The organism is Microbacterium xerophyticum, assembly GCF_053543555.1.
Genome location: NZ_JBLVOB010000004.1, coordinates 48,484 through 61,528 on the forward strand (window position 1 = coordinate 48,484; position 13,045 = coordinate 61,528).

Annotated in this window: 23 protein-coding genes; all 23 read right to left on the reverse strand. The window is 65.3% G+C overall.

Annotated elements, in window-relative coordinates; translation table 11 throughout:
• Positions 1-80: 80 nt before the first annotated feature.
• The 23 genes from map to rpsJ all read right to left on the reverse strand — a co-directional run bounded on the left by map (position 81) and on the right by rpsJ (position 12,610).
• Entirely contained in the window at positions 81-929 is an 849-nt protein-coding gene (gene map / locus ACNPNP_RS02790; protein WP_448964555.1) for a type I methionyl aminopeptidase, read from the reverse strand.
• A gap of 13 nt (positions 930-942) precedes the next feature.
• On the reverse strand, positions 943-1,539 hold the full coding sequence (locus ACNPNP_RS02795) for an adenylate kinase (protein WP_448964556.1): 597 nt from the start codon (positions 1,537-1,539) through the stop codon (positions 943-945).
• Entirely contained in the window at positions 1,536-2,858 is a 1,323-nt protein-coding gene (gene secY / locus ACNPNP_RS02800) for a preprotein translocase subunit SecY (protein WP_448964557.1), read from the reverse strand. Before secY ends, ACNPNP_RS02795 begins: the two co-directional genes overlap by 4 nt.
• Positions 2,859-2,961: 103 nt before the next feature.
• Positions 2,962-3,609, reverse strand: coding sequence for a 50S ribosomal protein L15 (gene rplO / locus ACNPNP_RS02805; protein WP_448964558.1), 648 nt, complete (start codon positions 3,607-3,609; stop codon positions 2,962-2,964).
• A complete protein-coding gene (gene rpmD, locus ACNPNP_RS02810) occupies positions 3,609-3,794 on the reverse strand; it encodes a 50S ribosomal protein L30 (RefSeq protein WP_259062281.1) in 186 nt (61 codons plus the stop codon). Before rpmD ends, rplO begins: the two co-directional genes overlap by 1 nt.
• Complete coding sequence (gene rpsE / locus ACNPNP_RS02815; protein ID WP_448964559.1) at positions 3,794-4,504, reverse strand: 30S ribosomal protein S5; 711 nt, start codon at positions 4,502-4,504, stop codon at positions 3,794-3,796. Before rpsE ends, rpmD begins: the two co-directional genes overlap by 1 nt.
• On the reverse strand, positions 4,501-4,860 hold the full coding sequence (rplR, locus tag ACNPNP_RS02820) for a 50S ribosomal protein L18 (RefSeq protein ID WP_448964560.1): 360 nt from the start codon (positions 4,858-4,860) through the stop codon (positions 4,501-4,503). The genes rpsE and rplR overlap by 4 nt, the downstream gene beginning before the upstream one ends.
• Positions 4,861-4,862: 2 nt before the next feature.
• A complete protein-coding gene (rplF, locus tag ACNPNP_RS02825) occupies positions 4,863-5,399 on the reverse strand; it encodes a 50S ribosomal protein L6 (RefSeq protein WP_448964561.1) in 537 nt (178 codons plus the stop codon).
• A gap of 6 nt (positions 5,400-5,405) precedes the next feature.
• On the reverse strand, positions 5,406-5,804 hold the full coding sequence (gene rpsH / locus ACNPNP_RS02830) for a 30S ribosomal protein S8 (RefSeq protein ID WP_259062283.1): 399 nt from the start codon (positions 5,802-5,804) through the stop codon (positions 5,406-5,408).
• Positions 5,805-5,928: 124 nt separating this feature from the next.
• Positions 5,929-6,519: a 50S ribosomal protein L5 gene (gene rplE, locus ACNPNP_RS02835; RefSeq protein ID WP_033106063.1), complete on the reverse strand. Its 591-nt coding sequence runs from the start codon at positions 6,517-6,519 to the stop codon at positions 5,929-5,931.
• Positions 6,519-6,878, reverse strand: a complete 360-nt coding sequence (gene rplX, locus ACNPNP_RS02840) for a 50S ribosomal protein L24 (RefSeq protein ID WP_033106062.1) — start codon at positions 6,876-6,878, stop codon at positions 6,519-6,521. The genes rplE and rplX overlap by 1 nt, the downstream gene beginning before the upstream one ends.
• 2 nt (positions 6,879-6,880) lie before the next feature.
• Positions 6,881-7,249, reverse strand: coding sequence for a 50S ribosomal protein L14 (gene rplN, locus ACNPNP_RS02845; RefSeq protein ID WP_033106061.1), 369 nt, complete (start codon positions 7,247-7,249; stop codon positions 6,881-6,883).
• 26 nt (positions 7,250-7,275) lie between these two features.
• Positions 7,276-7,584, reverse strand: a complete 309-nt coding sequence (rpsQ, locus tag ACNPNP_RS02850) for a 30S ribosomal protein S17 (RefSeq protein ID WP_036324786.1) — start codon at positions 7,582-7,584, stop codon at positions 7,276-7,278.
• The gene (gene rpmC / locus ACNPNP_RS02855) at positions 7,584-7,901 is read right to left on the reverse strand and encodes a 50S ribosomal protein L29 (RefSeq protein WP_033106060.1); all 318 of its coding nucleotides are present in this window, start codon (positions 7,899-7,901) and stop codon (positions 7,584-7,586) included. Before rpmC ends, rpsQ begins: the two co-directional genes overlap by 1 nt.
• The gene (gene rplP / locus ACNPNP_RS02860) at positions 7,901-8,320 is read right to left on the reverse strand and encodes a 50S ribosomal protein L16 (protein ID WP_234001512.1); all 420 of its coding nucleotides are present in this window, start codon (positions 8,318-8,320) and stop codon (positions 7,901-7,903) included. Before rplP ends, rpmC begins: the two co-directional genes overlap by 1 nt.
• Complete coding sequence (gene rpsC / locus ACNPNP_RS02865) at positions 8,320-9,069, reverse strand: 30S ribosomal protein S3 (protein WP_448964562.1); 750 nt, start codon at positions 9,067-9,069, stop codon at positions 8,320-8,322. The genes rplP and rpsC overlap by 1 nt, the downstream gene beginning before the upstream one ends.
• Positions 9,069-9,467 carry a 50S ribosomal protein L22 gene (gene rplV, locus ACNPNP_RS02870; protein ID WP_234001510.1) on the reverse strand — a complete coding sequence of 133 codons (399 nt, stop codon included), beginning with the start codon at positions 9,465-9,467 and terminating at the stop codon, positions 9,069-9,071. Before rplV ends, rpsC begins: the two co-directional genes overlap by 1 nt.
• Positions 9,468-9,492: 25 nt before the next feature.
• Positions 9,493-9,774, reverse strand: coding sequence for a 30S ribosomal protein S19 (rpsS, locus tag ACNPNP_RS02875; protein WP_234001509.1), 282 nt, complete (start codon positions 9,772-9,774; stop codon positions 9,493-9,495).
• 12 nt (positions 9,775-9,786) lie between these two features.
• The gene (gene rplB, locus ACNPNP_RS02880) at positions 9,787-10,626 is read right to left on the reverse strand and encodes a 50S ribosomal protein L2 (protein ID WP_234001508.1); all 840 of its coding nucleotides are present in this window, start codon (positions 10,624-10,626) and stop codon (positions 9,787-9,789) included.
• A gap of 21 nt (positions 10,627-10,647) precedes the next feature.
• Positions 10,648-10,971, reverse strand: coding sequence for a 50S ribosomal protein L23 (gene rplW, locus ACNPNP_RS02885; RefSeq protein ID WP_234001507.1), 324 nt, complete (start codon positions 10,969-10,971; stop codon positions 10,648-10,650).
• On the reverse strand, positions 10,968-11,630 hold the full coding sequence (gene rplD / locus ACNPNP_RS02890; protein WP_448964563.1) for a 50S ribosomal protein L4: 663 nt from the start codon (positions 11,628-11,630) through the stop codon (positions 10,968-10,970). Before rplD ends, rplW begins: the two co-directional genes overlap by 4 nt.
• Positions 11,631-11,633: 3 nt before the next feature.
• A complete protein-coding gene (rplC, locus tag ACNPNP_RS02895; protein ID WP_188434545.1) occupies positions 11,634-12,293 on the reverse strand; it encodes a 50S ribosomal protein L3 in 660 nt (219 codons plus the stop codon).
• 8 nt (positions 12,294-12,301) lie between these two features.
• Positions 12,302-12,610 carry a 30S ribosomal protein S10 gene (gene rpsJ, locus ACNPNP_RS02900; RefSeq protein ID WP_030147986.1) on the reverse strand — a complete coding sequence of 103 codons (309 nt, stop codon included), beginning with the start codon at positions 12,608-12,610 and terminating at the stop codon, positions 12,302-12,304.
• Positions 12,611-13,045 lie beyond the last annotated feature (435 nt).

The following is a 13,045-nucleotide window of genomic DNA, read 5'->3' on the forward strand; positions in this document are numbered from 1 at the left end:
CGACTCGGTCTCACGCCGCCAACTCGGTCTCGGCGGAATCTCGAAGGGGCGGGCGAGGTCGGGCGGGGGCGGGCCGGGGGCTACGCCAGGGGCGTGGGGGTCACGCCGAAGGGGGCGAGGCCCGCAGCGCCACCGTCGGGCGCCGTCAGCACCCAGATGCCGTCCGCGTGGCGGGCGACGCTGTGCTCCCAGTGCGAGCCGTCACTGCCGTCGACGGTCGAGACGGTCCAGTCGTCGTCCTCGATGTACGTCGCCTCGCCGCCGGCCGTGACCATGGGCTCGATCGCCAGCACCAGTCCGGGCTTGACGTCCGGTCCGGGGTCGGGCGTGCGGTAGTTGAAGACGCTCGGCGCCTCGTGCATCTTGCGTCCGATGCCGTGGCCGACGTACTCGCGCAGGATGCCGTAGGTCTCCCCCGAGACCTCCGAGTCGCCCTGCGCCTCGATGTACCCCTGGATGGCCGCGCCGATCTCGCCGATGTTCCCGGCGGTCGCCATGGCGGCGATTCCCGCCCACATCGACCCCTCGGTCACGCGCGACAGCTCTTCGCGCATCGCGACCAGGGAGGGACGGGTCTCGTCCGGAACGACCACCGTGATGGCGCTGTCGCCGTTCCAGCCCTGGAACTGCGCTCCGCAGTCGACCGACACGATGTCGCCGGCCTGCAGCACGCGATCACCGGGGATGCCGTGCACCACCTCGTGATTCACCGACACGCAGACCGTGTGGTGGTACCCGCGCACCAGCTGGAAGTTCGACTCCGCCCCGCGCGCACGGATGGTGCGGTTCGCGATCGTGTCGAGCTCGAGCGTCGTGACACCGGCACGGATCAACGGTCGTACAGCGTCGAGCGCCGCAGCGGTGATGAGCCCCGGCTCGACCATGGCCTGCAGCTGCGCAGGCGTCTTGTAGATCGATCGGCGGAACATGGCGGTCAGGCGATCAGACAGCGACGGCGAGGCCGCGGGCGGCCAGTGCAGCGAAGATGCGCTCCGTGATCTCGTCGAGCGATCCGACACCGTCGATCCGGTCGACGATGCCTCGCTCGCCGTACACGTCGAGGATCGGAGCCGTCTCCTTCTCGTAGATGTCCAGGCGGTGCGCGATGCCTTCGACGGTGTCATCCGCCCGGCCCTGCTCGTGCGCGCGCAGCTGCAGGCGTCCGATGCTCTCCTCGCGGGGGACATCCAGCAGGATGACCGCATCCAGCGACTCGCCGCGGTCGCCGAGGAACGTGTCGAGGTGACCGACCTGCACGGCGTTGCGCGGGTAGCCGTCGAGCACGAAGCCCGACGCCGCGTCGTCCTGGGAAAGCCGATCGCGCACGATCTCGCTCGTCAGCTCATCCGGCACGAGGTCGCCGCGAGCGGTGATCTCGCTGACCTGCGCTCCGAGGGCGGTGCCGCCCTTGATGTTCGCACGGAAGATGTCACCGGTGGAGACCACCGGGACATCGAACGCCTCTGCGATGCGCACGCCCTGCGTGCCCTTGCCTGAGCCCTGGGGACCGACGATGAGAATTCGAGCGGATGCTGTCAACGGAGAAGCCCTTCGTAATGGCGCTGCTGGAGCTGAGCGTCGATCTGCTTGACGGTCTCCAGCCCCACACCCACGATGATGAGGATCGAGGCGCCGCCGAACGGGAAGTTCTGGTTGGCGCCGACGGTGGCCAGAGCGATCAACGGGATGAGTGCGATCAGGCCGAGGTAGATCGACCCGGGGAACGTGATGCGGGTGAGCACGAAGTCCAGGTACTCGGCGGTCGGACGACCGGCACGGATGCCGGGGATGAATCCGCCGTACTTCTTCATGTTGTCGGCGACCTCGACCGGGTTGAACGTGATCGCGACGTAGAAGTACGTGAAGCCGATGATCAGCAGGAAGTACGCAGCCATGTAGAGCGGCTGGTCCCCTGTCGTGAAGTTCTGCGAGATCCACACGACCCACGCGGCCGGCTCCGAGCCGTCCTGCGGGGTGTTGAACTGCGCGATGAGCATCGGGATGTACAGCAGCGACGACGCGAAGATGATCGGGATCACGCCGGCCATGTTGACCTTGATCGGGATGTACGTGTTCGTGCCGCCGTACGTGCGTCGTCCGACCATGCGCTTGGCGTACTGCACGGGGATGCGCCGCTGCGACTGCTCGACGAAGACGACGAGGCCGGTGACGACGACGCCGACGGCGAGCACCAGCAGGAACACTTCCAGGCCGTTGGACTCGAAGATCGCCCACATGGCCGCGGGGAAGGTCGCAGCGATCGAGGTGAAGATGAGCAGCGACATGCCGTTGCCGATGCCGCGCTCGGTGACGAGCTCGGCGAACCACATGATGAGGCCGGTGCCGGCGGTCATCGCGATGATGATGAGCAGCTGCGCCCACCAGACGTCATTGGTCAGCAGCTGCTGACATGCGGCGATGTCGGTGGTGCCGAACAGCTGACCGCTGCGTGCCACGGTGACTAGAGTCGTCGACTGCAGCAGTGCGAGAGCGATCGTGAGGTAACGCGTGTACTGGGTCAGGCGCGCCTGGCCGGCCTGGCCTTCCTTGTGCAGCGCCTCGAAGTGCGGGATGACCACGCGAAGGAGCTGCGTGATGATCGTCGCGGTGATGTACGGCATGACGCCCAGCGCGAAGATCGACAGCTGCAGCAGCGCGCCGCCGGAGAACAGGTTGACGAGGCTCAGCAGGCCCTCTGTGCCGGCGTTCAGTCGCAGGCACTCCTCGACGTTCGGGAAATGCACGAACGGGGCCGGCACATGCGATCCGAGCCGGTAGATGGCGATGATCGCCAAAGTGAAACCGATCTTCCGACGCAGGTCGGGCGTGCGGAAGATCCGCGCGATAGCGCTAAACAAGGGCGTTCCTCCTGAAAGGTTGCCGTTCCGCGGAGGAAAGGCTGAAAGACCAGGGTAACGCACGAGAGGGGCCGGAGAATCTCCGGCCCCGCTTGCGCAGTGGTTACTTGACGGATCCGCCCGCAGCCACGATCTTCTGCTCGGCAGAACCCGAGACCTTGTCGACCGAGACGGTGAGCTTCACGGCGATGTCGCCGTTTCCGAGAACCTTGACCTTCTCGTTCTTGCGAACAGCACCCTTGGCGACCAGGTCGCTCACGGTGACGTCGCCACCGGACGGGTACAGCTCCGCGAGCTTCTCCAGGTTCACGACCTGGTACTCGACGCGGAACGGGTTCTTGAACCCGCGCAGCTTCGGGGTGCGCATGTGCAGAGGCATCTGCCCACCCTCGAAGCCGACGCGAACGGTGTTGCGGGCCTTGGTGCCCTTGGTGCCACGACCCGCGGTCTTACCCTTGGAGCCCTCACCACGACCGACACGGGTCTTCGCGGTGTTGGCGCCGGGAACCGGACGCAGGTGGTGCACCTTGAGCACACCGGGGCGGGATGCCGGAGCATCCGCCTTCGGCGCTGCCTTCTTGGCAGCCGGCTTCTTCGCAGCCGGCTTGTCCGCTGCCTTCGAGGCTGCGGCCTTCGCCGGAGCCTTGTCGGCGGCGGCCTTGGCCGGAGCCTTCTTCGCGGCAGCAGCCTTGGGAGCGGCGGCCTTCTTCGGGGCCTTCTCGGCCTCGACGGCGTCGTTCTTCTCAGCCATTAGTCGATCTCCTCAACCTTGACGAGGTGTGCGACGGTCTTGACGTAACCGCGCGTCTGCGCGTCGTCGGGGCGGACGGTGCTGTCGCCGATCCGCTTCAGACCGAGGCTGCGCAGCGTGTCACGCTGATACTGCTTCTCGCTCACCTTGGACTTGATCTGGGTCACCTTCAGACGGGCAGCCATCAGGCACCTACCTTCGCTGCGGCCGCAGCGGCGGCCTTTGCCTCGTTGCGGATGATGATGTCCGGAACGACGGCGTCGTACTCGAGGCCGCGACGAGCCGCGACTGCACGAGGCTCTTCGAGGCTCTTGAGCGCCGCGACGGTCGCGTGCACGATGTTGATCGTGTTCGACGAGCCGAGCGACTTCGAGAGGACATCGTGGATGCCGGCGCACTCGAGGACGGCGCGCACTGGTCCACCGGCGATGACACCGGTACCGGCGGCAGCCGGACGCAGAAGCACGACACCGGCGGCAGCTTCGCCCTGCACCGGGTGCGGAACCGTGGTTCCGACGCGCGGCACGCGGAAGAAGTTGCGCTTGGCCTCTTCGACGCCCTTGGAGATCGCCAGGGGCACTTCGCGGGCCTTGCCGTAGCCGACACCGACGAGTCCGTTGCCGTCACCGACGACCACGAGGGCGGTGAAGCTGAACCGACGTCCACCCTTCACGACCTTCGACACGCGGTTGATGGTGACGACGCGCTCCAGGAACTGGTTGTCGCCACGATCGCGCGAGTTGCGGTCACGGCCACCCTGGCCTCGGTCACGGCCGCCGCGGCGGCCTTCGCGCTGATCGCGAGCGGGCTCAGCTGCCTCAGTGGTCGAGGCAGCGGCCGTCTCGGGAGCAGCAGCAGCCGTTTCGGTCACTTCGTTCTCCTTGTTGTCACTCACAGTGCCAGCCCCCCTTCACGGGCGCCGTCGGCGATGGCCGCGACGCGGCCTGCGTAGCGGTTGCCACCGCGGTCGAAGACGACCTCGGTGACGCCGACTGCCTTCGCACGCTCGGCGACGAGCTCGCCGACCTTGCGTGCCTTGGCGGTCTTGTCACCGTCGAACGAGCGCAGCTCGGTCTCGAGCGTGGACGCCGAGGCGACGGTGTGGCCCTTGCTGTCGTCGACCAGCTGGACGAAGACGTGGCGGGCCGAACGGTTGACGACCAGACGCGGACGCGCCTCGGTGCCGATGACCTTCTTGCGAAGGCGTGCGTGACGACGCGCGCGGGCGTCAGACTTTGACTTGAGAGCCATGGTTACTTACCACTCTTTCCGGCCTTGCGACGCACGTTCTCGCCGGCGTAGCGCACGCCCTTGCCCTTGTACGGCTCGGGCTTGCGGATCTTGCGGATGTTGGCAGCTGCCTCGCCGACAGCCTGCTTGTCGATGCCACTCACGGTGAGCTTGTTGTTGCCCTCGACCGTGAAAGTGATACCGGCCGGCGGGTCGACCAGCACGGGGTGCGAGAAGCCGAGGGCGAACTCGACCGAGCTGCCCTTCTGCTGCACGCGGTAACCGGTGCCGACGACCTCAAGACCCTTGGTGTAGCCCTGGGTCACGCCGATGATGTTGTTGTTGATGAGCGTGCGGGTCAGGCCGTGAAGCGACCGGGACTCGCGCTCGTCGTCGGGACGGGTGACAACCACCTGGTTGTCCTCGATCGCGACGTCGATGGGGCTGGCCACGTTCAGGGTGAGTTCACCCTTGGGGCCCTTCACCGCGACCGCACGGCCGTCGACCGAGATGGTCACGTCCGAGGGGATCGAGATGGGAAGTCGTCCAATACGCGACATTTCGAATTACCACACGTAGGCGAGAACTTCTCCGCCCACGCCCTTCTGCTCAGCCTGACGGTCGGTGAGAAGACCGGAGGAAGTGGACAGGATGGCCACGCCGAGGCCGCCGAGGACCGTGGGCAGCTCGGTGGACTTCGCGTAGACACGAAGACCGGGCTTCGACACGCGCTTGATGCCCGCGATCGAACGCTCCCGGTTGGGGCCGTACTTCAGCGTGAGAGTGAGGTTCTGGCCGACGCGCGCGTCGGTGACCTCCCAGCCGGAGATGTAGCCCTCCTGCTGGAGGATGTCGGCGATGTGCGTCTTGAGCTTGCTCGACGGCAGGGACACGGAATCGTGGTGTGCCGAGTTCGCGTTGCGCAGACGGGTCAGCATGTCTGCGACCGGGTCTGTCATTGTCATGGGTGTTTTCCTTTGTTCATGAGGTTTCGGCTGCCGTTACACGACAGACGACCTTCTATGATTCGCAATCTTCAATTGTAAGCGCATGCGGAACCCCCGCCCGACCGGACGGGGGTTCCGAGCATCACGCCTTGGCGTCGTCGGCCGTGAAGGGGAATCCGAGGTGACGCAGCAGAGCGCGACCCTCGTCGTCCGTCTTCGCCGTGGTCACGACAGTGATGTCGAATCCACGGACGCGGTCGATCTTGTCCTGGTCGATCTCGTGGAACACGCTCTGCTCCTGGAGACCGAACGTGTAGTTGCCGTTGCCGTCGAACTGCTTGCCCGACAGACCGCGGAAGTCGCGGATGCGGGGCAGTGCGAGCGACACGAGGCGGTCGACGAACTCCCACGCGCGGTCACCACGGAGGGTGACGTGCGCGCCGATGGCCTGACCCTCACGCAGCTTGAACTGCGCGATGGACTTGCGGGCCTTCGTGACGATCGGCTTCTGGCCGGTGATCTTGGTGAGGTCCTCGACCGCGCCATCGATCACCTTGCTGTCGCGAGCCGCCTCACCGACACCGGTGTTGACGACGACCTTGACGAGGCCGGGGATCTGCATCACGTTCTTGTAGCCGAACTCGTCCTGCAGCTTCTGCTGGATCTCGGCCTTGTACTTCTGCTTCAGGCGCGGCTGGATCTTGCCAGCCTGCGCGGCAGTGTCGGTGCTCATCAGAGGTCCTTACCGCTCTTCTTCGCGTAACGCACGCGGACGGTGCGCTTGACGCCGTCCTTGGTCTGCTCCTCGACCCGGTGACCGACACGGGTCGGCTTCTTGGTCTCGGGGTCGACGACTGCGACGTTCGAGATGTGGATGGGGGCTTCGATGGTCTCGATGCCGCCCGTCTTGGTGCCACGCTGGGTCTGGCCGACGCGGGTGTGCTTGGTGACGTAGTTCACGCCCTCGACGATGACGCGGTTGCGCTCAGCGAGGACCTCGAGGACCTTGCCCTGCTTGCCGCGGTCGCCGCCGCGCTCGGGCTTGGCGCCCGAGATGACCTGAACCAGGTCGCCCTTCTTGATTTTCGCCATGATCAGATAACCTCCGGCGCGAGCGAGACGATCTTCATGAACTTCTTGTCGCGAAGCTCACGACCGACCGGTCCGAAGATACGGGTGCCACGGGGCTCCCCGTCGGTCTTCAGGATGACGGCGGCGTTCTCGTCGAACTTGATGTAGGAGCCGTCCGGACGACGGACTTCCTTCTTGGTGCGGACGATGACCGCCTTGACGACGTCGCCCTTCTTGACGTTGCCGCCCGGGATCGCGTCCTTCACCGTGGCGACGATGGTGTCACCCAGACCTGCGTAACGACGGCGTGAGCCACCGAGGACGCGGATCGTGAGCAGCTCCTTCGCGCCGGTGTTGTCGGCGACCTTGAGGCGGGATTCCTGCTGAATCACTATTACTCCTTCAGTAAGCCGGAGGCTTACTTGGCCTTCTCGACGATCTCGACCAGACGCCAGCGCTTGGTGGCGCTGAGCGGACGGGTCTCACTGATGACAACGAGGTCGCCGATGCCCGCCGAGTTGGTCTCGTCGTGCACCTTGCGCTTCTCGGTACGGCGGATGACCTTGCCGTAGAGCGGGTGCTTCACGCGGTCCTCGACCTCGACGACGATGGTCTTGTCCATCTTGTCGCTGACGACGTAACCACGCTGCGTCTTGCGGTAACCGCGAGCGTTCTCGTCGCGCACGTCGTGCGAGACGGGAGCTTCCGCTTCCTTCTTGGTGGCCATTACTCAGCCTTCCCTTCGGCGTCAGCCGAGGCATCCTCGGACTTCTTCGCCTTCGACTTGGACGCCTTCTTGGCCGGAGCCTCGACGGGAGCAGGCGTCGCACGGATGCCCAGCTCGCGTTCGCGGATCACGGTGTACAGGCGCGCGATGTCGCGCTTGACGGCGCGGATGCGGCCGTGGCTCTCCAGCTGGCCGGTGGCCGACTGGAAACGGAGGTTGAAAAGCTCCTCCTTGGCCTTACGCAGCTCCTCGACGAGGCGCTGGTCTTCGAACGTGTCGAGCTCTGCCGGAGCGAGCTCCTTGGTGCCGATCGCCATTACGCGTCGCCCTCCTCGCGCTTGATGATGCGTGCCTTGAGAGGCAGCTTGTGAATGGCTCGGGTCAGTGCTTCGCGAGCAAGTTCCTCGCTGACGCCTGCGACCTCGAAGAGGACGCGACCCGGCTTGACGTTGGAGACCCACCACTCAGGCGAACCCTTACCGGAACCCATGCGGGTCTCAGCAGGCTTCTTGGTGAGCGGACGGTCCGGGTAGATGTTGATCCACACCTTGCCACCGCGCTTGATGTGACGCGTCATCGCGATACGAGCTGCCTCGATCTGACGGTTGGTCACGTAAGCGGGCGTGAGTGCCTGGATGCCGAACTCGCCGAAGGAGACCTTCGTGCCGCCGGTAGCGTGACCCGAGCGACCCGGGTGGTGCTGCTTGCGGAACTTGACCTTACGGGGGATGAGCATTATGCCGACGCTCCTTCTGCAACAGGTGCCTCGTTGCGCGGGCCACGACGACGGTCGCCGCCACGGTCACGCGAAGGCTTCTGGTTGGCCTGCTCGCGAGCAAGCTCCTTGGCGGTGAGATCACCCTTGTAGATCCAGACCTTCACGCCGATGCGGCCGAAGGTGGTGCGTGCCTCGTAGAAGCCGTAGTCGATGTTCGCGCGCAGCGTGTGCAGCGGCACACGGCCTTCGCGGTAGAACTCCGAACGGCTCATCTCGGCGCCGCCGAGGCGGCCGGAGACCTGGATGCGGATGCCCTTGGCACCAGCGCGCTGCGCGCCCTGGAGGCCCTTGCGCATCGCGCGACGGAACGCCACTCGAGCAGAGAGCTGCTCGGCGATGCCCTGCGCGACGAGCTGAGCGTCTGCCTCGGGGTTCTTGACCTCGAGGATGTTCAGCTGGATCTGCTTGCCCGAGAGCTTCTCGAGGTCGCCACGGATCCGCTCGGCCTCTGCACCACGGCGACCGATCACGATGCCCGGACGGGCGGTGTGGATGTCGACGCGGACGCGGTCACGAGTGCGCTCGATCTCGATGTTCGAGACACCGGCGCGGTCGAGCTGCGTCTTGAGCAGGTTGCGGATCTTGATGTCCTCAGCCACGTAGTCGGCGTAGCGCTGACCGGCCTTGGTCGAGTCCGAGAACCAGCGCGAGACGTGATCCGTGGTGATTCCGAGGCGGAAGCCGTACGGGTTTACCTTCTGTCCCATTACTTGCTCGCCTTCTTCTTGCTTTCGCCGTCGGCTGCGACAGCAGCCTCCGGCGTCGAGAGCACGACCGTGATGTGGCTCGTGCGCTTCTTGATCTGGAAAGCGCGACCCTGTGCGCGGGGGCGGAAACGCTTGAGCGTCGTGCCCTCGTCGACGTACGCGTTGACCACGTACAGGTCCTGCTCGTCGAGGTACTCGCCGTCGCGATCCGCCTTGACCTGCGCGTTGGCCATGGCCGACGCGACAAGCTTGTAGATCGGCTCACTGGCGCTCTGTGCTGCGAACTTCAGGATCGCAAGAGCTTCCTGGGCCTGCTTGCCCTTGATGAGCGCGACGACACGACGAGCCTTCTGAGGGGTCACGCGGATGTGTCGCACGCGTGCGATGGACTCCACCATTTCTCTCTCCTCTATCGTCCCCGCGTCAGCGGCGACGGCCCTTCTTGTCGTCCTTCTCGTGGCCGCGGAAGGTGCGGGTGGGCGCGAACTCGCCCAGCTTGTGTCCGACCATGCTCTCGGTGACAAACACAGGGATGTGCTTGCGACCGTCGTGGACCGCGATCGTGTGACCCAGCATGGCCGGGATGATCATGGACCGGCGAGACCAGGTCTTGATGACGTTCTTGGAACCGGCTTCGTTCTGCACGACGACCTTGCGAAGCAGGTGCTCGTCGACGAAGGGGCCCTTCTTGAGACTCCGTGGCATCTTCTTCTACTCCTACTTACGCTTCTTGCCGGCGGTGCGACGACGCACGATGTACTTGTCGCTTTCCTTGTTGGCGTGACGGGTACGACCCTCTGCCTGGCCCCAGGGGGTGACAGGGTGACGACCACCGGAGGTCTTACCCTCACCACCACCGTGCGGGTGATCGACGGGGTTCATGGCCACGCCGCGCACGGTCGGGCGGATGCCCTTCCAGCGGTTACGGCCGGCCTTGCCCCAGTTGATGTTCGACTGCTCGGCGTTGCCGACCTCGCCGATCGTGGCGCGGCAGCGTGCATCCACGTTGCGGATCTCACCCGAGGGGAGACGCAGCTGGGCGTAGATGCCGTCCTTGGCGACCAGTCGGACGGACGCGCCGGCCGAACGAGCCAGCTTCGCGCCGCCACCCGGACGGAGCTCGATCGCGTGGATCACGGTACCGGTCGGGATGTTCTTCAGCGGCAGGTTGTTGCCCGGCTTGATGTCAGCCGATGCACCCGACTCGACGATGTCGCCCTGGTTCAGCTTGTTCGGCGCGATGATGTAGCGCTTCTCGCCGTCGAAGTAGTGCAGCAGTGCGATGCGTGCGGTGCGGTTGGGGTCGTACTCGATGTGAGCGACCTTGGCGTTGACGCCGTCCTTGTCATTGCGACGGAAGTCGATGACACGGTACTGGCGCTTGTGGCCACCACCGATGTGACGGGTCGTGATGCGGCCCTGGTTGTTGCGACCACCGGTCTTCGAGAGCGGGCGCAGCAGCGACTTCTCCGGCGTCGATCGAGTGATCTCGGCGAAGTCAGCCACCGACGAGCCGCGGCGACCCGGGGTCGTGGGCTTGTACTTGCGAATAGCCATGATTGTCCTTTATCCCCCGGATCAGCCGATTGCCGTGAAGATGTCGATGGTGCCCGACTTCAGACTCACGATGGCGCGCTTGGTGTCCTTGCGCTTTCCCGTGCCGAAGCGGGTGCGACGGGCCTTGCCGACGCGGTTGATCGTGTTGACCGACGCGACCTTGACGCCGAAGATCTTCTCGATGGCGAGCTTGATCTCGGTCTTCGTAGCACGCGGGTCGACGAGGAAGGTGTACTTGCCTTCGTCGATCAGCGAGTAGCTCTTCTCAGAGACGACCGGCTTCAGGATGATGTCGCGGGGGTCCTTGTTGAACGCCGACTGGAGGGCGCTTACCTGCTCGGTCATGCCGAGACCTCCTCGGTTGCGCCGGTCTTCGAGGCGATGAAGCCCTCGAGCGCGGCCTTGGTGAAGACGATGTCGTCGGAGACGAGCACGTCGTAGGCGTTGAGCTGGTCGTACGTCAGCACGTGGATGTTCGCGAGGTTGCGAATGCTCTTCGTGGTGATGTCATCGCCGCGCTCGATCACGAGCAGGACGTTCTTCGACGAGACGACGGTCGTGAGGAAGCTCACGGCGGTCTTCGTCGAAGGCGCACCGTCGATGCCGAAGGACTCGATGGCGTGCAGACGCTCGCCGCGGAAGCGGTCGCTGAGCGCACCCAGCAGGGCGGCCGCGATCATCTTCTTGGGTGTGCGCTGCGAGTAGTCGCGCGGCTTGGGTCCGTGGACGATGCCACCGCCGGTCATGTGCGGCGCGCGGATCGATCCCTGACGGGCGTTACCCGTGCCCTTCTGCTTGAAGGGCTTGCGGCCGGCACCGGATACCTCACCGCGACGCTTGGTCGAGTGGGTGCCCTGGCGAGCCGCAGCGAGCTGTGCGACGACGACCTGGTGGATGAGCGGAATGTTCGTCTTGACGTCGAAGAGCGCGGCGGGCAGCTCGATCGAGCCAGCCTTCTTGCCGTCGGCCTTGAGGACGTCGAGCGCGAGAGACGAGTCAGCCATGGACTAGGCCCCCTTCACTGCGTTGCGGACGTAGACGATGCGACCACGAGCACCGGGAACGGCGCCCTTGACGAGCAGCAGTCCCTTGTCGGTGTCGACGGCGTGCACCGTCAGGTTGAGAACGGTAACGCGCTCGCCGCCCATACGGCCGGCCATGCGCATTCCCTTGAAGACGCGGCTCGGGGTCGACGATGCGCCGATCGAGCCGGGCTTGCGGTGGTTGCGGTGCGAACCGTGCGATGCCGAGACGCCCTTGAAGTTGTGGCGCTTCATGACACCCGCGGTGCCCTTGCCCTTGCTGGTGCCGACGACATCGACGAGCTGGCCGGCTTCGAAGAGACCGTCGACCGTGAGCTCCTGACCGAGTGAGTAATCAGCAGCATCCGCAGTGCGGATCTCGGTGACGTGGCGGCGCGGCGTGACGCCGGCAGCCTCGAAGTGGGCCGTGAGGGGCTTGTTGACCTTGCGCGGGTCGATCTGGCCAGCCGCGATCTGAACAGCGTTGTAGCCGTCCTTCTCGGGCGTGCGGATCTGGGTGACCACGTTCGGTGCCAGCTCGATGACGGTGACGGGGACGAGCTTGCCGTCCGCGTTCCACACCTGGGTCATGCCGAGCTTGGTGCCCAGCATTCCCTTTGAAATCTTTGCGTTGATGTCAGCCATGTCGATCCTCAGAGCTTGATCTCGATGTTGACGTCAGCCGGAAGGTCGAGACGCATCAGCGAGTCGACTGCCTTGGGCGTCGGGTCGACGATGTCGATCAGACGCTTGTGGGTGCGCATCTCGAAGTGCTCGCGGCTGTCCTTGTACTTGTGGGGCGACCGGATGACGCACACGACGTTCTTCTCGGTCGGAAGCGGCACCGGGCCGACGACAGTCGCGCCCGCACGGGTCACGGTGTCTACGATCTTGCGCGCCGATGAGTCGATGACCTCGTGGTCATACGACTTCAGGCGAATGCGGATTTTCTGTCCCGCCATTTGTCTGTTCACTCTCTATAAGGCGTCTTACCGTCCTGGGCCGGGTGACCCAGGGGCATTGGACGCACGTCGACGCTGTTCGCGCCTCGGCACTTGTCCTCGTCGAAGCCGCGCCGTCTCCGGCTCGGACCCGATGAAGGGCACCACTGTTCTTCTGTCAACCCGCACGACTTTCGACGCACGGCAGAACCTCCGTGAGGAGGTGGTTGCTGTTCTGCCACCCGCGGCCTAGGTCCCTGCGCGCGATCTCCGAGGAGATGACGCCGCCTATGCACTGCCCTGGTGGTGATCCGATGGGCGCAAAAGCGCACCGCCGGAATGTGGAACCTGTCTATTCTGCCAGCCGGATTTCACTTACGCAAACCCGGGCGTGTCGCGCCTCCGCGGAGGCCCCTCGGCCGGCGTGCGCGGAGCCCCGGCAGCGCGGTGGGGCAT